We start from the raw sequence: 20,264 nt of genomic DNA, 5'->3' as shown, positions 1-20,264 counted from the left end.
GCGCTCACTCAGGACAGCGAGGTGGTGGCGTCCACTCCGGTGGCCGCCGCCGGGGCATGCCTGCCGAGCGTCTCGGCCAGCAGCAACAGCGCGGCGGCGGAAATCAGCGCGGAGCCGATCATGTACCAGGCAACGGAGGAGCCGCGGCCCGTGGCGGACAGCAGCGCGGTGGTGATGATCGGCGTGGCGGCGCTCCCCAGCAGCCCGGACAGCATGTAGCTGATCGACAGGCCCGAGTAACGCACCTTGGTGCCGAACAACTCCGCCAGGAATGTGGCGATCGGACCGTAGTTGGCCGCGAAGGCGCTCATCATCAGCAGGTAGCCGAGCAGGGCGAACGAGAACACCTTGGTGTCCAGCAGCCAGAACAGCGGGAAGGCAAGCAGCGCCTCGGCGATGATGCCGCCGATGATCACCGGCTTGCGGCCCACCTTGTCCGACAGCAGGCCAAACAGCGGCAGCAGCACGACGCACAGCGCGCATGAGATCAGCGCGATGGTGAGCATCTGGTTGCGGGAGAAGCCGAGCGTCTGCGTGCCGTACGTCAGCCCGAACGCCACGATCAGGTTGAAGGCCGTGCCGGTCGACATCGTCGCGATGCCGCCCAGCAGGACTTGCTTCCAAGATTTCGTCAGCACTTCCGCCAGCGGGATCTTCACCTGCGCGGCGGTGGCCTTGACCTTGCTGAACGACGGCGTTTCCGACGTGTTCAGGCGGATGTACATGCCCACGCCCACCAGCAAGACGCTGGCCAGGAACGGAATGCGCCAGCCCCAGGACAACAGCGCCTCATTCGACAGCACGGCATTGCAGAGCAGGAACGCCAGGTTGGCGATCAGCGTGCCGGCGGGCACGCCGATCTGCACCCACGATCCGTACAGGCCGCGCTTGTCGGCCGGGGCGTGTTCCACCGCCATCAGCACCGCGCCGCCCCACTCGCCGCCCAGGGCCAGGCCCTGTATCACGCGCAAGGTGAGCAGCAGGATGGGCGCCCAGATACCGATCGAGCGGTAGTCCGGCAGCAGGCCGATGGCAAAGGTGGCCGAGCCCATCATGATGAGTGAGATCAGCAGCATGGACTTGCGGCCGACCTTGTCGCCGAAGTGGCCAAACAGCGCCGCGCCGAGGATGCGGGCCAGATAGGCCGATGCGAAGGTGCCAAAGGCGAGCAGCGTGCCGGTGAGCGGGTCGAAGGCCGGGAAGAAGACCTTGTTGAAGACCAGGGCCGAGGCCGTGGCGAAGATAAACAGGTCATACCACTCGACCGTGGTGCCGATGACGCTGGCCGCGGCAATCTTTTTCATGTTGCGGGGCGCTCGCCCGGCTTCGGGCTGGTGGGTGGGGGCGTGGTCGGGGTTCATGAGGCTTTCCAGTAATGCGGGCAGGCTTGGGCACGCGTGAGGTAAGGGGGCCGATGCGGGGTGATGCTTTGGATGTCTTTTTGTTCGGGTGGTCAGACCAATATAGCGTAGATGGCCGAGAAATTAAGCGTAATAGGTAGTTGTTCTAGGTCTGGTGGGCAGGTGGTCCGGCCTGTTGGGGCGAATTTCATCACTTTGGCTTCGTTAACGCAAGCCACGTGCCAGCAACAAAAGTGACTAAATGGCACTTTTGGCTAAGGTCCGCGGGTGGAATTGGTGCGAAAGTGGGCGGCTGGAGGCGCCGGATCGGGCCTGGCTTGCACCAGCGATGTGCGCCCGGACCCGGATTGCCCGGGCCCGGCAAAGGGGCTGTCCGACCTACTCAGCGATGTCCTCGGACAAGCGCGACACGATCGCCAGCAGATGGAACGACATGGCGTGGCGCGCCCGGATGGGGTCCCGCGCCACAATCGCGCTGACGATGCGGTCGTGCTCGCCAACCGCCGCGCGCCAGGCAGACGCATCCACAAAATGCTTGTCGAGCCGCTTATACAAGGGGCTGGCCTCACACAGATCCCATACATGGGTGACCACCGATGCCAGTGCCGCATTGCCGCAAGCGTCGGCGATGGCCTGGTGGAAGGCCCGGTCATGCGCGAAGTCGCCAGCTTCCGGGGACTGGTCGGGGTTCATCCTCCGGTGTGCCTCTTCGATCGCGGCGATCTGCTCCGGCGTGCCTTGCTGGGCTGCCAGCGCCGCGCATTCCGGTTCGAACAGCGTGCGCGTCTCGATCAGCTCGAACGGGCTGGCTTCCAGCGCCGCGCCCAGGCGGGCATCGATCTCGGCCGCCGGATCGGGCGCGGCGCCGTTGACGGCCGCTTGCCCGTTCTCCTTGGGGTCCAGCACGAATACGCCGCTGCCGACGCGCACCTCGATATAGCCGCCGATCTCGAGCGCGATCAACGCTTCGCGCAGCGTGGAGCGCGCGACGTTGAGCTGCTCGGCCAGCTCGCGCTCCGCGGGCAGGCGCTCGCCGGGGGCGAACTCGCCTGCGCTGATTTTCTTGGCAATCTGGTCGGCGATCAGCCGGTAAAGGCGCTGCGCTGAAACCGCTTGAAGTAAGGACATGAAGGCAAGGCCGCTGCAAATTGACTGATGGCCTGATCAATACAGCAAAACCCGGTGTCTGTTCAAGGGGCAGGGCGAGTTTCGCCCGGCTTTCCGGGGCGCCAGCGGGAGTGGTCCGGCCAATTGGCCCCGGATTGGCAGCAAGCCGGGCATGCGCTCCGGGTGCTATCGGTCATCTTTCCCGCGCATCGCAGCGCGCGTACTGGGCAAAACGTGAAACTATCACCCTCAATTGGACTGACCACCCAGTCAAAAAATCAAAAGATTTGGCAATTTTTCTGTGAAAGCCATAGAATTGGTCCGGCCACCTGTTGAGTTTCAAATGCGGTGGCACAAAAAGCGGCTTTAGCGCCATGCGGAGGGCCGCACTGGTCTGACCTGAAGCCTGACCCGAAGCGCTTTCCCCCGATTTCCCGGCCGGCCCCTCACGGCGCCGCCGCCCAGATCCAGACAAGACAGCAGGACACCAATGCAATGGAGCATGCAATGAAGAACGCAGACCTGGTACGCCGCAAAGATGCCGCCACGCCCCGTGGCGTTGGTGTGATGTGCAACTTCTATGCCGAGCGCGCCGAGAACTCGGAGTTGTGGGATGTCGAAGGCAACCGCTACATCGACTTCGCGGCCGGCATCGCCGTGCTCAATACCGGTCACCGCCATCCGCGCCTGGTGCAAGCCATGCAGGCGCAGATGGAGCGCTTCACGCACACCGCCTACCAGATCGTTCCCTACGCCAGCTATATCGAACTGGCCGAGAAGATCAACGCCCGCGCGCCGGGCGCGTTCGCCAAGAAGACCGCGTTTTTCACCACCGGCGCCGAGGCCGTCGAGAACGCCATCAAGATTGCCCGTGCGGCCACCGGGCGCCCCGGCGTCATTGCCTTCTCCGGCGGCTTCCACGGCCGCACCATGATGGGCATGGCGCTGACCGGCAAGGTGGTGCCGTACAAGGTGGGGTTTGGCCCGTTCCCGGGCGACGTGTTCCACGCGCCGTACCCGTACGGGTTGCATGGCGTGAGCGTGCAGGATTCGATCAACGCCCTGCACCAGCTGTTCAAGGCGGATGTGGACCCGAAGCGGGTCGCGGCCATCATCTTCGAGCCGGTCCAGGGCGAGGGCGGTTTCAACGTGGCGCCGGCCGAGTTCGTGCGCGCGCTGCGCGGCATCTGCGACGAGCACGGCATCCTGCTGGTGGCCGATGAAGTGCAGACCGGATTTGGCCGCACCGGCAAGCTCTTTGCCATGGAGCACTACGACGTCACGCCGGACCTGACCACCATGGCCAAGAGCCTGGCCGGCGGCATGCCCTTGTCGGCCGTTTGCGGCCGGGCCGAGATCATGGACGCGCCGGCCCCCGGCGGGCTGGGCGGCACCTACGCCGGCAACCCGCTGGCGGTGGCCTCGGCACTGGCGGTGCTGGAGGTGCTGGAAAGCGAGAGGCTGATCGAGCGCGGCGCCGCGCTCGGCCAGCGGTTGCAGGACAAGCTGGATGGCCTGAAGTCGCGCGTGCCGGAGATCGGCGAGGTCCGCGGCGTGGGCGCCATGATTGCCGTGGAGTTCCGCAAGGCCGACGGCAGCCCCAATCCCGAATTCACGCGGCAAGTGCAAGACCGCGCCCTGGAGCGCGGCCTGCTGCTGCTCTCCTGCGGTGTCTACGGCAACGTGGTGCGCTTCCTGTTCCCGCTGACCATCCCTGACGCCGTGATGGACGAAGGGCTGGGCATCCTGGAAGCCGCGCTCCTGCAGTAACTGCCTGCGCGCAAGCCCAAGCCAAAGCCCAAGCCCGCAAACATCGTATTCAAGACTTCGAAGGATCGCCGCACCCAAGCTGAAGCGGGCGGCGATCGCAAAAACGGAATTCACGACCATGAACAAGCAATCGCCGCAATCATTGCCGGCGCGCACTGAGCGCAACGGTGGCCAGATCCTGATCGACCAACTGATTATCCAGGGCGTGAAACGCGTCTTCCTGGTGCCGGGCGAAAGCTACCTGCCTTGCATCGACGCGCTGTACGACCATCAGGACAAGATCCAGCCCATCGTGTGCCGGCAGGAAGGCGGGGCGGGTTATATGGCCGAGGCGCAAGGCAAGCTGACCGGCGAGCCCGGCATCTGCTTTGTCACGCGCGGCCCCGGCGCCACCAACGCCAGCATCGCCGTGCACACCGCCTACCAGGATTCGACCCCCATGATCCTGTTCGTTGGCCAGGTCGGCAACGATTTCTACGAGCGTGAAGCGTTCCAGGAGGTCGACTACCGCCGCATGTTTGGCCAGATGACCAAATGGGTGGCGCAGATCGACCGCACCGAGCGCATTCCCGAATTCATCGCACGCGCCTTCGCGGTAGCCACCAGCGGGCGGCCCGGCCCAGTCGTGCTGGCGCTGCCCGAGGACACGCTGTGGGGCAAGGCCACGGTGGCCGACGTGCCACGTTACCGCCGTGCCTATAGCGCGCCGACGCCCGACGCCGTGGCCTCGCTGGCCGAGCTGATCGAGCAGGCGGAGCGCCCGTTCCTGCTGCTGGGCGGATCGGGCTGGACGCCGCAGGCGTCGCGGCAGATGGAAGGGTTTGCCGAGCGCTTCGCGCTGCCGGTCGGGGTGGCCTGGCGCCGCCTGGAGTGCTTCGACAACCATCATCCGAACTTTGCCGGGCATGTGGGCTGGGCCATGCCCGAATCGTTGCGCAAGCGCGTACAGGAAAGCGACCTGCTGATCGCGGTGGGCACGCGCATGGGCGAGGCCACCAGCGAGGGCTACACGGTGGTGCAAAGCCCGCTGCCGAAGCAGAGGCTGGTCCACGTGTACCCCGACGCCAATGAGCTTGGCCGCGTGTTCCATCCCACGCTGCCGATTGCCGCGGACGTGGTTTCGTTTGCCGCCGCGGTGAGCGAACTCTCCCCATCGCGTTCCCCGGGGGCGCGCAACGCCGGGCATGACGCCCATCAGGTCTACCTGGCCGAGCAGGAACCCAAGGCCGCGCCGGGCGCCCTCAACCTCAATGTGGCTGCCTGCCACGTCCGCGACAACGTGCCGCAGGACGCTTGCATCACCGTTGGCGCGGGCAACTACGCCTTGTACCCGCATGCCTACTACCGCTTCAAGGGCGTTGGCACCAGCCTGGCGCCGACCGTGGGATCGATGGGCTACGGCCTGCCGGCGGCCATTGCCGCCAAGCTCGAGAACCCCGATCGCACCGTGATCTGCTATGCGGGTGACGGTTGCTTCCAGATGAACTTGCAGGAACTCGGCGTTGCCATGCAGTACCGCGTCGGCATCGTCGTGCTGGTCTTCAACAATGGCATCTGGGGCACCATCCGCGCGCACCAGGAGCGCGAGTTCCCGGGCCGCACCGTGGCGCTTGGCTTCGACAATCCGGAGTTCAGCGAACTGATCCGCGCCTATCGCGGGTATGGAGAAGTTGTCGCCAGCGATGAAGCATTCGGTCCCGCTTTTGCACGTGCCCTTGCGTTCGCCAACACCCGGCAGCTGCCCGCCTTGCTGGAGCTGCGCTATGACGCGGACGGCATCGCGCCGGGCATGACCTTGTCGCAGATCCGCTCGGACGCACTCGCCCGGCAAGCGGGCGCGAAGTAATGGCCACGACGGCAAGGAGAGAGAACATGAGCATGCTGGCAATCAACGGCGAGCGCCTGTGGCAGTCGCTGATGGACCTCGCCGCGATCGGCGCCACGCCCAAGGGCGGCAATGCGCGCCTGGCGCTGACGGCGCTGGATGGGCAGGGGCGCGACCTCGTGACTGGTTGGATGCGCGCAGCCGGACTGAGCGTGACGGTCGACCAGGTTGGCAATATCTTTGCCCGCCGGGCAGGGCGCAACAACGCGCTGGCCCCGGTCATGACCGGCAGCCATATCGACACGCAGCCCACCGGCGGCAAGTTTGATGGCTGCTATGGCGTGCTGGCCGGCCTGGAAGTCATGCGCACCCTGAACGACCACGGCATCACCACCGAGGCCCCGCTCGAAGTGGCCATCTGGACCAATGAAGAAGGCTCCCGCTTTGTCCCGGTGATGATGGGTTCCGGCGTGTTTGCCGGCGTCTTTCCGCTGCAGACCGCGCTGTCGGCCACCGATGTGGCGGGCAAGCGGGTGGCGGATGAACTGGCGGCCATCGGCTATGCCGGCGACGCGGAAGTTGGCCGCCAGGTTGGCGCCTACTTCGAAGCCCATATCGAACAGGGGCCGGTGCTCGAGGCCGAGGACAACGTGATCGGCGTGGTGACCGGATCGCTGGGCCTGCGCTGGTACGACGTCACCGTGACCGGCATGGAGGCGCACGCCGGCCCCACGCCGATGCCGCTGCGCAAGGACGCGCTCTATGGCGCCACGTTCCTGATGCAGGAAGTGATCCGCATCGCCAACGACTTCGCGCCGCACGGGCGCGGCACGGTGGGCGTGGTCAAGGTCCATCCGTCGTCGCGCAATGTCATTCCCGGAGCGGTGACGTTCACGGTTGACCTGCGCCACCTCGACCCGGTGCAGCTTGCCGGGATGGATGCGCGCTTTCGCGCGGCTTGCGCCGCTGTCGCGGACGGTACCACCACAGGCGCGGCCCTGGATGTGGTTGTGGACGACGTGCAGTACTTCGCGCCCACGCCGTTCGCGCCCGAGCTGATCCGCCACGTGCGCCAGGAAGCCGCCGCGCGGGGCTACAGCCATCAGGACATTGTCACGGGCGCAGGCCACGACGCGGTCTATATCGCCGGCGTGGCGCCCACCGCGATGATCTTCGTGCCGTGCAAGGACGGCATCAGCCACAACGAAATCGAAGACGCCAAGCCGGAACATCTCGAAGCCGGGGCCAATGTGCTGCTCGGCGCCATGGTGGCGCAGGCGAATGCAAGCGCCTAAGCGGGCCGGAACCCCAATGAATGCCAGGAATCCACGATGAGTGACTTGAGAGATCTCGCCTATTGGCGCAAGCAGGCCGCAACGGTATCGATCCGTTCGCAAGCCTATATCGATGGCCGCTGGGCCGACGCCGCCGACGGCGCCACCTTCGAGACCATCAACCCCGCCACCGGCAAGGCGCTCGCCAGCGTCGCGGCCTGCGGCGCGCAGGACGTCGACCGCGCGGTAGCCGCGGCGCGCAAGGCGTTTCAGTCCGGCGTCTGGTCGGACTTGCCGCGCAGCGCCAGGAAGGCCACGCTGCTAAGGCTGTCGCACCTGATCGACACGCATCGCGAAGAACTCGCGTTGCTGGAAACGCTCGACATGGGCAAGCCCATTGCCGAGACGCTGCAATACGACATCCCCGAAGCCGGCCGCACCTACGCCTGGTACGCCGAAGCCATCGACAAGATCTACGACGAGATCGCGCCGACGGGCCCCGGCGTGCTGGCCACCATCACGCGCGAGCCGCTGGGCGTGGTGGCGGCGGTCGTGCCCTGGAACTACCCGCTGCTGATGGCCAGCTGGAAGGTGGCACCCGCGCTGGCCGCCGGCAACAGCGTGGTGCTCAAGCCCGCGGAGCAGTCCCCGCTGACCGCGCTGCGGCTGGCGGAACTCGCCGAAGAAGCGGGCATCCCGGCGGGCGTTTTCAATGTGGTGCCGGGTCTTGGCGCCGCCGCCGGGCAGGCACTTGGCCGCCATCCCGACGTGGACTGCATTGCCTTTACCGGCTCCACCGCCACCGGCAAGCGCTTCATGGAGTATTCCGGCCAGTCCAACCTCAAGCGCGTCTGGCTCGAGTGCGGCGGCAAGTCCCCGCATATCGTCTTTGACGACTGCCCCGACCTGGACCGCGCCGCGCAGGCCGCCGCCATCGGCATCTTCAGCAACCAGGGCGAGATCTGCATCGCCGGTTCGCGCCTTTATGTGCAAAGCGGCATCTACGATGCGTTCATGGAGAAGCTGGAAGCGCACGCGGCGCGCATGCAGCCGGGCGATCCGCTCGACCCCGCCACCGCCATGGGCGCCATCGTCGACGGCGCGCAACTGCAGCGGGTGATGTCCTATGTGAAGAGCGGCGAGGACGAAGGTGCCCGGCTGCGCACCGGCGGCAAGCGCGCGCGCACGGACAGTGGCGGCTTCTACATGCAGCCCACCATCTTCGAGTGCCCCACGCAGTCGCTCACCATCGTGCGCGAAGAGATCTTTGGCCCGGTGCTGGCGGTGACCCGCTTCGAGTCCGAGGAAGAGGCCATCCGCATGGCCAATGATTCGCCCTACGGGCTGGGCTCGGGACTCTGGACCTCCAACCTGTCCCGCGCCCACCGGGTTTCGCGCAAGCTGCAGGCTGGGCTGGTGTGGGTCAACTGCTATATGGACGGCGACGTGACAGTGCCATTTGGCGGCGTGAAGCAGTCGGGCTCGGGACGGGACAAGTCACTGCATGCGCTGGACAAGTACACGGACCTGAAGACCACGTGGATCAGCCTGGCGTGACAGGCAACGCGCTGGCCGACCAGCTGCTCAGAGCAGTTCCATTTGCCGGACGGCAGGGGCATGGCGGCGTGCCAGCGTCAACGCCGGCACGCCGCCAACCGGCCACGCCAGGCTAAAGCCCTGTTGCCGCGCCTTGTGGGCGGCTTCTTCCTTGCCAGCCACCTGGAGATGCCTGTACATGGCGCGGGCATGTGTCTTGACCGTCGGCGCCGAGATATTCAGCAGGCGGCCTACGGTCTTGACCGCATGACCTCGGGAGAGCAGTGCCAGCACGTCGTACTGGCGTTGCGTCAATCCCAGTTGCGTTGCTTCTCGTGTCAACCGCTGGCTCCCGGCTGCGGGCCGCGGTGCCAGCGCAGCCAAGGGCAGGGCGGGCAAGGCGGGGAACAGTGAAAGCTGGCTCGCGCGCGCACGCTCCGGCTGACGGGTGGCGATACGCCGGATGGCGGTCCTGAGCACGTCGAGCGGGGCGGATTTTGGCAGGCAGCCGCAGAAGCCTTCGGTGATCTCGCCTTGCGGCAGTTGCAGGGGGACGGCATCGCATAGCAGCAGCACGCGCGGCGCGGCCCATAGCCTGCGTGCCTGGCCGAGCCATTGCCAGCCCGTGCCAGCATCGGCGGGCATGCCAAAGACAATCAGGTCAACGGCGCCGCCGGCATGCAAATGCTCCGGGATTTCCCCCGGGTCGATGGCAACGGCTTGCGCGATGCCGGCAATACTTTCCAGCAGCGTGAGCATTGCAATCCGCAGCAATGGATGGCTTTCAACGAGCACCACGTTCATGCCGTAACTCCCCGTACAAGCGCAAATGCAAGTGCAACGGAGACAGGCTGAACCCGCGGGGATGGCACGAAACGACACTGCCAGCGCCGACCAGCGCCTGCGGCAGGTTTTGCAATCCCCGGATTTCCGACCCTGCCCTGGCGAACCCGCCAGGACTGCTCTGTGCGTCGTAGAGCCTGCCCGAATATGTCATGTTTTTATCTCGGAGGATATTAGGTTCGGATTATGTTTGAAATCAAGTGGCTATGTTGCATGGATGAAACATGAATATGCGCGCTATGCATGTCAAATGCGGTCTTCTGGCTATCTTCTGGCGCAGGCCACGATGTCAGCCACTGCGTGCCTCCGCGCCTCATGCCGCCAAGGCATCTTCGCCGCAGGCGCCGGCGTCGGTCCCGCACGCGGCATGTAGCGCAGACGCGAGGATCATGGCTTCGGCGTTGCGCGCCGGTGGCCGGCAGGGGCGCGGGCGGTAGACGGCCTGGCCCTTGGCGATGGGCAGCCCGCTGAGGGCGCACACGCCAGCCCCGCGCGCCGATATCGCAGTCCAGATCTGCGCGCCGTAACGGCAATGGGTGGCATCGCGCCAGTTGATCACCGCCAAGGTGGGGCTGGGTCGCTCCACCACGCTGACGATGGCGGTGTGGCGGTGGTGCCCGGAATCTTCCTCATCGGGCCAGGCGCAGTCGGCGTACAGCTGGAAGGCCTGGCGCGCACGGAGCAGGCCGATGGTGCTGTCCCACGGGTCGGGGCGGTCTGCTTGCGCGCATGGGGTGGAGGATGTGGCGGGATTCGGGTGCGCTGGCATGGTCAGCTCCGGATGATGGAGGCGGGCGGGGGAGGCAGCCGGACCCCCAATCGCGCGGATGAAGGCTGGCGTGCGGACGCCAACCATAAAGACATCTTATGACGCGCGCCGCGCCGCACGCAGTCGTCCATCGGTGCAGGCGCGGTACGACATTGAGATGGCCGGGTTATACGAACGTAGGAGGCGCCCGCTGCGGATGGAACGAAGGCCGTTGCCTGCGGGGGCAATCTCCCTATTTTTCAGTGAGAATCCACAATCAACATATTTGAATAACGCATCCATGAAATGGCTGATTCTCAGGCGGTCGTCGATGCGTGCCCTGCCTATCCTTTAGTTTGATTGACAGCTTCTCGCCGTCGCACCGATCATCGGCTCGCACCGCGTCCACCGGGCACACAGGTGTCCAGGGGCCATGGCCGCTGACTGATTCTGATAGGAGAGAGCGCATGTCCAATGAAGCAAAGTGTCCGTTCAATCATGCCGCCGGCGGCGGTACGACAAATCGTGACTGGTGGCCGAAGCAGTTGCGGTTGGACTTGCTCAGTCAGCATTCCGACAAGTCCAGCCCAATGGACGAGAGCTTCAAATATGCCGAGGCTTTCAAGCGTCTCGACCTCGCGGCGGTCAAAAAAGACCTTGCTGCGCTGATGACCGACTCGCAGGATTGGTGGCCGGCGGACTTTGGCCACTACGGTCCGCTCTTTATCCGCATGGCCTGGCATAGCGCGGGCACCTACCGTGTCGACGACGGCCGGGGAGGCGCCGGACGCGGTCAGCAGCGTTTCGCACCGCTCAATAGCTGGCCCGATAACGTCAGCCTGGACAAGGCACGCCGCCTGCTCTGGCCGGTCAAGCAGAAGTACGGGAACCAGATTTCCTGGGCCGACCTGCTGATCCTCACCGGAAATGTCGCGCTGGAGACCATGGGATTCAAGACCTTCGGCTTCGCCGGCGGTCGTGAAGATACCTGGGAACCGGACAATGACGTCTACTGGGGTAACGAGAAAACCTGGCTGGGCGGCGATATCCGTTACGGCAAGGGCGCGGCCGGCAACGACGGGGATCCGCATGGCGCGGGGGCCGGCCGCCCGGACGACGGACGAAACCTGGAAAATCCACTGGCTGCGGTGCAGATGGGCCTCATCTACGTGAATCCGGAAGGCCCCGACGGCAATCCGGATCCAATCGCGGCCGCGCGCGATATCCGCGAGACCTTCCGCCGCATGGCCATGGACGACGAGGAAACCGTCGCGCTGATCGCCGGTGGCCATACTTTTGGCAAGACGCACGGCGCCGGACCGGCCGATAACGTTGGCCCGGAGCCGGAGATTGCTGATCTGGAGCAGCAGGGGCTGGGCTGGAAGAGCAGTTTCGGCACCGGCAAGGGGGCCGATGCCATTACCAGCGGTCTGGAAGTGACCTGGACAGCGACGCCGACGAAATGGGGCATGGGATTTTTCGAGAACCTGTTCCACTACGATTGGGCGTTGACCAAGAGCCCGGCCGGCGCGCATCAATGGGTGGCAAAGGATGCTGGTGAGACGATCCCGCACGCGCATGATCCGTCGAAGAAGCTGCGGCCCACGATGCTGACCACCGATCTTCCGCTGCGCTTCGACCCGGCTTACGAGAAGATCTCGCGGCGCTTCCTGGAGAATCCCGACCAGTTTGCCGACGCCTTCGCCCGCGCCTGGTTCAAGCTGACCCATCGCGACATGGGTCCGCGCGCCCGTTACCTCGGCCCGGAAGTGCCTGCACAAGCTTTGATCTGGCAAGACCCGATCCCCGCCGTCGACCATCCGTTGGTCAACGACCAGGATATCGTTTCGCTCAAGCAGAAGATTCGAGCGTCGGGGCTGTCCGTAGCGCAGCTGGTGTCGACGGCCTGGGCATCGGCGTCAACCTTCCGTGGCTCGGACAAGCGCGGTGGTGCCAATGGTGCGCGCATCCGCTTGGCACCGCAGGTTGCATGGTCCGTCAACCAGCCCCAGCAATTGGCGAGGGTGCTGACGGTCCTGGACGGCATCCAGTCCGGGTTCAACCGCGCACAGTCTGGCGGCAAGAAGTTTTCACTGGCGGATTTGATTGTGCTGGCCGGCGGAGCCGGTATCGAGCAGGCGGCAGAAAGGGCAGGCCATCGGGTGACCGTGCCGTTCGCGCCAGGTCGCATGGACGCGTCGCAGGAACAGACCGACGTGCAATCTTTCGGGGTGCTTGAACCGGTTGCGGATGGCTTTCGCAATTACCTCAAGGGAGAATACAGCGTTCCCGCGGAGGCGTTGCTGATCGACAAGGCCCAACTGCTGACGCTGACCGCACCGGAGATGACCGTTCTGATTGGCGGGCTTCGTGTGCTGAACGTTCATGCCGGAACACAGGCTCACGGCGTTCTCACCGACCGGCCGGAGACGTTGACCAATGATTTCTTTCGTAACCTGCTCGACATGCGTACGGAATGGAAACCACTTTCGGCTTCCCGGGAGGTATTCGAGGGATACGACCGCAAGACCGGTGAACTGAAATGGACCGGCACGCGTGTCGATCTGATCTTCGGTTCGCACGCACAGCTCCGCGCGCTCTCTGAAGTCTATGCAAGCGAGGACGCCCAGGAGAAATTCATTCGTGACTTCGTCACGGCATGGGTCAAGGTGATGAATCTCGATCGGTTCGATCTGGCCTGCGCATAAGCCAACCATCACCGTCGGCTGTTTGTCGACGGATCCATCTTAGAGGCCATTTCAAAAAGATCCTGGCGTCGTTGCGCGGCCTTGGCCGTACCAGTTGTACTGTCTGCGGCCGCGCGCCTGGCCAGAACCGCTTCGCTTCATTTTGAAACCGCTTCTTACTGCGGCAAAGCCCCCCATCGCATTGCCGAATCCGGCAATGCTTCTCGCGGACTTCCAGCCCCGCTCCCCGCACCTTGCTCGTGGGCCTGCGCCCCTGACCCACCCGCCACGCATTCCGGACACCTTTCCAAGTGGCGGGATGATTGGGTTAGCGCCCCCCCGGCGCGAACCCATACCCTTGCTGCGCCGGTGTAAAGACCGTGCGAGAACCATATCGTCAAACAGGACGGAACAGCGAGGAGAAACGCATGAAAAGAATGGGAACACTCTTGGTAGTGGCGGGGGCAACGATGCCGGGCATAGCGGCGGCACAATCGGGGGTGACCATCTATGGCGTAGCCGATCTCTACACCGAGTATGTCAGGTCCGGGGCGGTGCATGTCGCGCGGGTCGAAGACGGCGGGCTGTATCAATCGCGGTGGGGTTTGCGGGGCAAGGAGGAACTGGCGCCGGGACTTTCCACGGTATTCACACTAGAGACTGGGCTTGCGCTGGACAGTGGCACCGCCCAGCAGGGAGGGCGCCTGTTCGGCCGCCAGGCCTGGGTCGGCCTGAGCAGCAACGACTGGGGCGCGCTGACGTTTGGCCGCAAAAACACGCCGATCTACTACATCGAGGGGCAGGCATCGGCCTTTGGCTTCTCCCCGTATGGCCCGCTCGGTCGCCTGCAGAACGGCGGCCCTGCCGGCAGCAGCCTGACCGCGCGCGCGGACAATTCGATCCGGTACGAGAGTCCCGAACTTGCCGGGCTGCAGGGCAGCGCGATCTATTCATTCGGCGCCGAGCGGACCAGCGCGCCACGCGATGCCGACCGGCTGGCGGGCCTGGCGCTGACTTATGCACGCGGACCGCTCTGGCTGGGCCTTGCCTACGAACGTACCTACAGCATCAACGCGGTAACGGATGCCGACCGCGACGAGCGCGCGATCGGCGCCGCGTATGAATTCCCGTGGGCGAAGTTGTTCGCCAATGTCCGCCAGGCCACACGATGGGTGCCAGGCCAGGCGACGCTGAAGGACCGCGGCTTCCATGTCGGCACGACCATTCCCGTGGGAGGCGCCGGTTTGGTGCTGGTGGCATATGGCATGCAGCAATCGGTCGGCACGCCGAATCGTGGCCAGCAGCTGTCGATCGGCTATCAGTACTCGATGTCCAAGCGTACAACGCTCTATGCCAACGCCAGCAAGATCTGGAACACGAACGGGGCCAACTACACATTTTCAAACATCCCCAATGAGGTCACAGCAAGCAGCGTGTCCGACCCGCGCGGGGTCATGATAGGCATGCGCCATCTCTTCTGATGTGCGCACGCCGGCGTATGCCACCCGGTCGCCGTCTTCGGCCAGAGGCCGATGCGTTGCGATCTCGTCATGCATAGGAGAATCCATGAAGCGCTCTACCTTCGCAGTGGCCTTCGGGCTGCATCTGTTCTGCGCGTCGATCGCATCGGCGGCCGTCGTTCAGGTGCAGACCCTTGGCGCGGACACCGCGTTGCGGCTTACCGATGCCGCCAAACAGTTTGCCGAGGACCGGAGACTTGCCGTCAGCATCGTCGTGGTCGACGTATCCGGCCACTTTCTCAGCGGCGTGAGAATGGATGGCGCCCCGTTTGCGACCTTTGATGTCGCACGCGGCAAGGCCATCGCTTCGGCGGCCACGGGAGGCGCCTCCGGCGCCGAACTCGTGAAGCGCTATCAGGCCAATCCCATCGTCTTCGGCCAGATGAGTTCGCTGGTATATGGCGGCCCCGTCTTTCCATCGCAGGGTTCACTGGGCATCTACGTCGGTGGCCGCCTGGTCGGGGCTGTCGGCGTTAGCGGGGGGCCATCGGACATGGACGAGGAGATCGGGCGTCGTGGCGTGGTCGCGATCGGTGCGGCCGAGGCGCCCTGAGTGGCGTATGCGCTATGGTGGTGCCTGCCGGTGTACGACACCGGCAGGCGCGCCGCGTTAGCACTTCAGCACGTCAGCGCTCGCTGCGGGCATGGATGTCCGTCAGGAAGCGCTCGATCCGCGTGACGAGGTCCACTGGCGTCTCGTCCATCGGATAGTGTCCCGCATTGCGGATCACGTCGATGGCCAGATCGAGGCATACTTTGCCATACGTCTGCTCCATGACGTCGGCAGTCAGCGATGGGTCGTGCTCACCAACCAGCAGCAGTGTGGGAACACGGATGCCTGCAATCTCGGCTGAGAAATCGGTGTCTGCCCATGCCCGGAAGTAGGCGGCGAACGCGTTGGCATCGGCATGCAGCGTCGAGGCTTGAACCAATTTCTCCACCCAGTACTGGCTCAGGCGTTCGCCCGTCGAATGATCCACGACAGCAATTCTTGCCGCGAAATCGTCGGCAGCACGTTCGAACAGCGAGCGTGTCGGCTCGTCGAACAGCACGCGCGTCGGTGGCACAGGTGTGACGCCGACCATGGCCTTGACGCGTGCAGGGGCCAGCATGGCGGCAGCCTGCATGGCCTTTCCTCCCATGGAGTGTCCGATCACCGAGAAACGTTGCCATCCCAGTTCGTCACCAAGCGCCAGCACATCGGCGGCGATCTCCTGCATGTCGAATCTGCCCTCGACCTCTCGCCGGGCACCATAGCCTCGATAGTCGATGAAGGCGTAGGTGAAGCGGTCACCGTCGAGCACGTCCACAAGTGGCCCCCATCCACGCGCATGGCCAAACCAGCCGTGCAAGGCGATAACATGGTGTGGGCCGTTGCCGATTGTGACCACGGTGCCGTTTTGCTGGTATTGCATTGATTTCCTCCGGTCGTCGATGTTTCGTTCCATATTGCATGACGGACCGCGGCGTTAGCGCAGCGCCCGTCAAGTTCCTGGACAATCCGGTAAGCAGACGCCGCGCGGGATCGGGCGATCGCTTGCCGGCGTGCCTATGCCGCAGAACGGAGGACGTATTGGTAAACGGCTCCCCAAATGGGCAAGCGTCTTGTTTCCAGATCAGTAGAGTGTGAGCCTGGGCTGACCCTATCGCCCACGCCTCGAGATTCACCAGGAGACAAGAGTCAATGCAAAGCCGGAAGCTCCCATCATTTCTCACCGCCCCTCAGCGGGTGGCCACATTTGCCGCCATCACTGCGGCCATCGCCGCCGCACTGGCCGTGGCACTTGCAGTCCTGTGGCCCGCCGCCGCCAACGCGGCGCAAGCGGACACAAACACGCAGGCCAGTTGGAAGCCTTCGAAGCCTATCGTCTTTATCGTGCCGTTCCCGCCGGCAGGCATCAACGATGTACTGGCCAGGGCCGTGGCGCAACGCCTGTCGAAAGCGCTGGGACAACCCGTCGTGGTGGAGAACCGACCGGGCGCCAGCGGCAACATCGGCGCGGAGGCGCTCGTGCGCGCGGCGCCGGACGGCCATACGATCGGCATCCTGAACAGCATCCACGCGGTCAATGCCGCCTTTTACCGAAAGCTGCCCTACGACGTGACGCGCGACGTGGTGCCTGTGGCGCCACTGGGCGAGTCGCCGCTTGTACTGGTTACGAATCCGCACACACCCTACAAGTCCGTCACCGAACTGATTGCCTACGCCAAGGCGAATCCCGGCAAGGTCAACTACGGTGGCCCGACCAGCTATCCGCTCGAAATGATCAAGACGATGGCCGGTGTCGACATCACCAATATCCCCTACAAGGGCAGCGGCCCAACCATCAACGATATGATCGCCGGACACATCGACCTGGCGACAGGCCCGCTGCTGGAGTACATGCCGCATGTGAACGCCGGCAAACTGAGGCTGCTGGCCGTCGGTACGGCGAGCCGGCTCCAGGGCCTGCCCAACGTGCCCACGGTGGCTGAGAGCATTCCCGGGTACGACATTACCGTCTGGTATGGCGTGTTCGCCCCCAAGGGCACGCCGGCGCCGGTGACCGAGCGGCTGCGCAGCGAGGTCCGCGCCATCATGAACGATGACGAAATCCGCGCCAGGCTGGCCGGCCTGAGCATTGACACCGCCTTCAGCCAGACCGGCGTGACCGGCTTGAGCAGCCGCCTGACCAGCGAAACGCGGCGCGCGCACCAGATCGTCACCAAGACCGGCGGCTACCTGAACTAGATCGGGCATTGCCTTGTTGTGAGGATTCCAACATGAAACATCCCATGGAGCGCCGCCGGCTGTCTGCCCGCTTGCTCGCGTTGTGCACGCTGGCTGTGATGCCTGCGCTGGCGCGCAGCGCATCGGAGGCAGGCGAATCGCGGCCCGCGCGGCTGATCGTCGAGCAAGTCTGCGCGGCATGCCACGGCAACACAGGCCAGAGCACGCAGAAGGCATACCCCAGCCTGGCGGGTCAGAACGAAGACTACCTGTTCAAGCAACTGAGGCAGTTCAAGGCCGGAGCCAGCGAGCCGGCACTGCGCCAGGACGCCACGATGGCTGCCGTGGTGCAAAGCATGAGCGAAACGCAGATGCGCGAAGTGGCTCGCTACTTTAGCCGCCAGGCACCCGCGCGCGGACAGGCCGCCCTGCCGCACTTGGTCGGGGCGGGCATGGCCATCTACTGGAAGGGCAATCCGTCCAATCACCTGCCGGCCTGCGTGACATGCCATCGGCCAAACGGGGAGGGCATCGCGCCCGACTTTCCGCGCATTGCCGGCCAGCAGCCGGAATACGTGGCCAGGCAGCTCCACGCGTGGAAATCCGGCACACGTGGCGGTCCCGGCAAGCTGATGAGCCTGCTTGTGCCGTTGATGACGGACGAAGAGATCCTCGCCGTTGCGCAGTATGTCGCGCAACTGCGCTGATGGACTGCATCTTGCCGTCCGGCGCAGTGGTGCTGCCGACGGCCCAATCGAAAGGAACCAGAACGATGATGATCGACAGGAGACATTGGCTGAAGGCTGCAGGTGCCCTCGGCCTGGGAGCCGCATCGCTGCAAGCGGCGGCGCAGGTGACGTCGGGGCGGAACGCACCGGTTGCCGAGCCGGGTGCAGTTCCACTCCCCGCATTCAAGCCGGGCAAGATCCACCGGATCGAGTCCGCCACGCAGACCGTGCACGTCGGCATTCTCGACCCCAAGGCAACGCCGGCCGCCAGCATCGAGTCGGGCGATCTCGTGATGTATCCCAACACCTGGGTGAACTGGGCCAACGGCGCCTCGTACGGCATGAGCTACGAGGATCGCGAGCCCGTGCGCAAGCGATTTCCGCAAGGGCCGTACTCGAACGTCGGCCCCGTGGAACTACGGGGGGCGATGCCCGGCGACGTGGTGGAGTGCCGGATGGTCAGGTTGCGTCCGATCGGCTGGGGATGGAACTCCGCGCCCAAAGGGGTCGGTGCACTGCCTGACGACTTTCCGAAGCCGTACCTGCGCTATTTCAAATTTGACGAGAGCCGGCAGTACACCGAGTTCGCGCCGGGCATCCACATCAAGCTGGCGCCGTTCCAAGGCGTGATGGCGGTGCAGCCCGCCGGCGATGAACCGGTCAGCGCCATCCTCAGCGGTCGGTATGGCGGCAATCTCGTGTTGCGCGAGCTGGTTGAGGGTACGTCACTGTTCCTGCCGGTCCAGCGGCCGGGCGCGATGATCTGGACAGGCGATTCGCACGCTGCCCAAGGCGACGGCGTGGTCAATCAGACCGCCATTGAAACCGCGATGGAGGACATGCAGATCCAGTATTTCCTGCACAAGCAGCGGCCCTTGTCCCTGCCGATGGCGGAGACGCCCAGCCACTGGATCATTCTCGGCTTCGGCAACAATCTCGACGAGGCGCTGGTCGCCTGCCTGCGGCAGATGCTCAACTGGGTGAGCGCTGCGACCGGCATGGATCCTCAGGACGTGTACTCGCTCGCTAGCATTACCGCGGGATTCCGCATCACCCAGTACTCCAACCAGACGGCCAGCAACTACACGTCGATCCCGGCCAAGACCGTGCACGGCATGCTGCCCAAGGCAGTATTCGATGCGGCAATCCAGGACAAGTTGTCGCGCTCGCTGCGCGGTTGACGGCGGCTGACATCAGTTGACGCCGGGTGGCGTCGGGCGCCTCAGTCGCCGTGTGCATCGCCCGGCATGCCGATGCGGCGAAACTCCGACGGGCTAAGCCCCAAGTGTTGGACGAAAAAGCGCGTGAAGTGTCCTTGCGCGCTGAATCCGAGCTGGTCTGCTACGTCGCCGATGCTGGCATGCCGTTCAGCCAGCAGCCGTGTGGCGATGCCAATTCGGATCCAGTCGAGGTATTGCTGCGGCGAGATGCCCATGCAGGCCTTGAACTGGTGGAAGAGCCGGCTGCGGGACATGCCCACCGCGCTGGCGACCGTCTCCACGTTGGGATTTTCGCCCGCGTGGCTGCGTATGTACTCCGTCGCGCGCTTGATCCGGTAGTCCAGCGGTTTGGTGTTTGCCAGCACTTCGGTCATGGACCGCCGCTGAAGATGGCAGGCCGACACCCTGCGTGCCAGTTCCGCGACAGCGGCCTCGCAATCTATCGAGCCAGTCGCCGAATCGGCAGCCAGGTCCCGGGCCAGGCAGGTACCCAACTCTGTCAATGATGCTGCGGTATGCGCATCCATGCGCGCCAGCGTCTTGCTAAAGCGCAGGCCGCTGGCAGGATTGTCGACGCCGAGCGTGCGTCCGAGCCATTCCGGCTCCAGCAGCAAGGCGAGCAGCAGCGAGGGTGAGCCCTCCTTGGCGCTCTTCGCATGCGTCGACCAGGGATTGATCAGCAGCGCGCAGCCGTCGGTCAGTGTCTGCGCGTGGCCGTCGATCTTGAACGTCGCATCCGTGCCGCCGAACTTGAAGATCAGATGGAACTCGGCATGGGCATGCGCGACGAGCGGCCCCGATATCCGATGAAGGGTGGCACGGCCGAAGCTGCCGTGGACGATGCGTAGCTGGCGGTCCTTTGCCATTCAGGGTGTCTCCTCATCAATGCCTTGGGGGATCGTGCGTGCTCACGCGCGGTGGGCGGTGGAGCAAGG

16 protein-coding genes are annotated in these 20,264 nt (G+C 64.8%); 10 read left to right on the top strand and 6 right to left on the bottom strand.

From position 1 onward, the window contains the following. Nucleotides 1-8: 8 nt before the first annotated feature. Nucleotides 9-1,361 carry an MFS transporter gene (locus tag F7R26_RS31710; RefSeq protein ID WP_150991700.1) on the bottom strand — a complete coding sequence of 451 codons (1,353 nt, stop codon included), beginning with the start codon at nt 1,359-1,361 and terminating at the stop codon, nt 9-11. A gap of 378 nt (nt 1,362-1,739) precedes the next feature. Further along, nucleotides 1,740-2,489: a FadR/GntR family transcriptional regulator gene (locus F7R26_RS31705; protein WP_150991697.1), complete on the bottom strand. Its 750-nt coding sequence runs from the start codon at nt 2,487-2,489 to the stop codon at nt 1,740-1,742. A gap of 486 nt (nt 2,490-2,975) precedes the next feature. Here F7R26_RS31705 and gabT point away from each other — a divergent pair, with 486 nt between their 5' ends. From gabT to F7R26_RS31685, 4 genes are all read left to right on the top strand, one after another. After that, entirely contained in the window at nt 2,976-4,238 is a 1,263-nt protein-coding gene (gabT, locus tag F7R26_RS31700) for a 4-aminobutyrate--2-oxoglutarate transaminase (protein ID WP_150991694.1), read from the top strand. 118 nt (nt 4,239-4,356) lie between these two features. Continuing rightward, nucleotides 4,357-6,084: a thiamine pyrophosphate-binding protein gene (locus tag F7R26_RS31695; protein ID WP_170301992.1), complete on the top strand. Its 1,728-nt coding sequence runs from the start codon at nt 4,357-4,359 to the stop codon at nt 6,082-6,084. A 26-nt stretch (nt 6,085-6,110) separates the two neighbouring features. Further along, nucleotides 6,111-7,358 (top strand): Zn-dependent hydrolase, encoded by a 1,248-nt coding sequence (locus F7R26_RS31690; protein ID WP_150991692.1) that lies wholly within the window; start codon nt 6,111-6,113, stop codon nt 7,356-7,358. A gap of 36 nt (nt 7,359-7,394) precedes the next feature. After that, on the top strand, nt 7,395-8,894 hold the full coding sequence (locus F7R26_RS31685; protein ID WP_150991688.1) for an aldehyde dehydrogenase: 1,500 nt from the start codon (nt 7,395-7,397) through the stop codon (nt 8,892-8,894). Nucleotides 8,895-8,921: 27 nt separating this feature from the next. Here F7R26_RS31685 and F7R26_RS31680 read toward each other — a convergent pair whose 3' ends face one another. Further along, nucleotides 8,922-9,677, bottom strand: a complete 756-nt coding sequence (locus F7R26_RS31680; RefSeq protein ID WP_150991685.1) for a response regulator transcription factor — start codon at nt 9,675-9,677, stop codon at nt 8,922-8,924. 352 nt (nt 9,678-10,029) lie between these two features. After that, a complete protein-coding gene (locus tag F7R26_RS31675) occupies nt 10,030-10,485 on the bottom strand; it encodes a DUF3331 domain-containing protein (RefSeq protein ID WP_150991682.1) in 456 nt (151 codons plus the stop codon). Between the two features lie 446 nt (nt 10,486-10,931). Here F7R26_RS31675 and katG point away from each other — a divergent pair, with 446 nt between their 5' ends. The 3 genes from katG (at nt 10,932) to F7R26_RS31660 (ending at nt 15,224) form a co-directional block, all read left to right on the top strand. Next, nucleotides 10,932-13,172, top strand: a complete 2,241-nt coding sequence (gene katG / locus F7R26_RS31670) for a catalase/peroxidase HPI (protein ID WP_150991679.1) — start codon at nt 10,932-10,934, stop codon at nt 13,170-13,172. Between the two features lie 407 nt (nt 13,173-13,579). Beyond that, nucleotides 13,580-14,632, top strand: a complete 1,053-nt coding sequence (locus F7R26_RS31665; protein ID WP_150991676.1) for a porin — start codon at nt 13,580-13,582, stop codon at nt 14,630-14,632. Nucleotides 14,633-14,717: 85 nt separating this feature from the next. Continuing rightward, nucleotides 14,718-15,224 (top strand): GlcG/HbpS family heme-binding protein, encoded by a 507-nt coding sequence (locus F7R26_RS31660; RefSeq protein ID WP_150991673.1) that lies wholly within the window; start codon nt 14,718-14,720, stop codon nt 15,222-15,224. A gap of 73 nt (nt 15,225-15,297) precedes the next feature. Here F7R26_RS31660 and F7R26_RS31655 read toward each other — a convergent pair whose 3' ends face one another. Then, nucleotides 15,298-16,086, bottom strand: coding sequence for an alpha/beta fold hydrolase (locus tag F7R26_RS31655; protein ID WP_150991670.1), 789 nt, complete (start codon nt 16,084-16,086; stop codon nt 15,298-15,300). 269 nt (nt 16,087-16,355) lie between these two features. Between F7R26_RS31655 and F7R26_RS31650 the strand changes: the two genes are divergently transcribed. From F7R26_RS31650 to F7R26_RS31640, 3 genes are read left to right on the top strand one after another with little or no spacing between them, the layout of a single operon-like run. Next, on the top strand, nt 16,356-17,402 hold the full coding sequence (locus tag F7R26_RS31650) for a Bug family tripartite tricarboxylate transporter substrate binding protein (RefSeq protein ID WP_150991667.1): 1,047 nt from the start codon (nt 16,356-16,358) through the stop codon (nt 17,400-17,402). A 32-nt stretch (nt 17,403-17,434) separates the two neighbouring features. Continuing rightward, nucleotides 17,435-18,088 carry a c-type cytochrome gene (locus F7R26_RS31645; protein WP_241754604.1) on the top strand — a complete coding sequence of 218 codons (654 nt, stop codon included), beginning with the start codon at nt 17,435-17,437 and terminating at the stop codon, nt 18,086-18,088. 29 nt (nt 18,089-18,117) lie between these two features. Then, nucleotides 18,118-19,290, top strand: a complete 1,173-nt coding sequence (locus tag F7R26_RS31640; RefSeq protein WP_241754603.1) for an acetamidase/formamidase family protein — start codon at nt 18,118-18,120, stop codon at nt 19,288-19,290. Between the two features lie 41 nt (nt 19,291-19,331). Here F7R26_RS31640 and F7R26_RS31635 read toward each other — a convergent pair whose 3' ends face one another. Beyond that, the gene (locus F7R26_RS31635; RefSeq protein WP_150991661.1) at nt 19,332-20,195 is read right to left on the bottom strand and encodes a helix-turn-helix transcriptional regulator; all 864 of its coding nucleotides are present in this window, start codon (nt 20,193-20,195) and stop codon (nt 19,332-19,334) included. Nucleotides 20,196-20,264: the final 69 nt, after the last annotated feature.

This window comes from Cupriavidus basilensis (assembly GCF_008801925.2).
In the GTDB taxonomy this organism is placed as follows: domain Bacteria; phylum Pseudomonadota; class Gammaproteobacteria; order Burkholderiales; family Burkholderiaceae; genus Cupriavidus; species Cupriavidus basilensis.
This window is presented reverse-complemented; position numbering and strand designations above follow the sequence as displayed.

Excerpts from the sequence above, each read along its gene's own strand:
- F7R26_RS31635 (WP_150991661.1), bottom strand. The coding sequence starts at position 20,195 with ATGGCAAAGGACCGCCAGCTACGCATCGTCCACGGCAGCTTCGGCCGT.
- F7R26_RS31685 (WP_150991688.1), top strand. The coding sequence starts at position 7,395 with ATGAGTGACTTGAGAGATCTCGCCTATTGGCGCAAGCAGGCCGCAACG.
- F7R26_RS31665 (WP_150991676.1), top strand. The coding sequence starts at position 13,580 with ATGAAAAGAATGGGAACACTCTTGGTAGTGGCGGGGGCAACGATGCCG.
- F7R26_RS31680 (WP_150991685.1), bottom strand. The coding sequence starts at position 9,677 with ATGAACGTGGTGCTCGTTGAAAGCCATCCATTGCTGCGGATTGCAATG.
- F7R26_RS31675 (WP_150991682.1), bottom strand. The coding sequence starts at position 10,485 with ATGCCAGCGCACCCGAATCCCGCCACATCCTCCACCCCATGCGCGCAA.
- katG (WP_150991679.1), top strand. The coding sequence starts at position 10,932 with ATGTCCAATGAAGCAAAGTGTCCGTTCAATCATGCCGCCGGCGGCGGT.
- F7R26_RS31645 (WP_241754604.1), top strand. The coding sequence starts at position 17,435 with ATGAAACATCCCATGGAGCGCCGCCGGCTGTCTGCCCGCTTGCTCGCG.
- F7R26_RS31710 (WP_150991700.1), bottom strand. The coding sequence starts at position 1,361 with ATGAACCCCGACCACGCCCCCACCCACCAGCCCGAAGCCGGGCGAGCG.
- F7R26_RS31705 (WP_150991697.1), bottom strand. The coding sequence starts at position 2,489 with ATGTCCTTACTTCAAGCGGTTTCAGCGCAGCGCCTTTACCGGCTGATC.
- F7R26_RS31660 (WP_150991673.1), top strand. The coding sequence starts at position 14,718 with ATGAAGCGCTCTACCTTCGCAGTGGCCTTCGGGCTGCATCTGTTCTGC.
- gabT (WP_150991694.1), top strand. The coding sequence starts at position 2,976 with ATGAAGAACGCAGACCTGGTACGCCGCAAAGATGCCGCCACGCCCCGT.
- F7R26_RS31650 (WP_150991667.1), top strand. The coding sequence starts at position 16,356 with ATGCAAAGCCGGAAGCTCCCATCATTTCTCACCGCCCCTCAGCGGGTG.
- F7R26_RS31695 (WP_170301992.1), top strand. The coding sequence starts at position 4,357 with ATGAACAAGCAATCGCCGCAATCATTGCCGGCGCGCACTGAGCGCAAC.
- F7R26_RS31690 (WP_150991692.1), top strand. The coding sequence starts at position 6,111 with ATGAGCATGCTGGCAATCAACGGCGAGCGCCTGTGGCAGTCGCTGATG.
- F7R26_RS31655 (WP_150991670.1), bottom strand. The coding sequence starts at position 16,086 with ATGCAATACCAGCAAAACGGCACCGTGGTCACAATCGGCAACGGCCCA.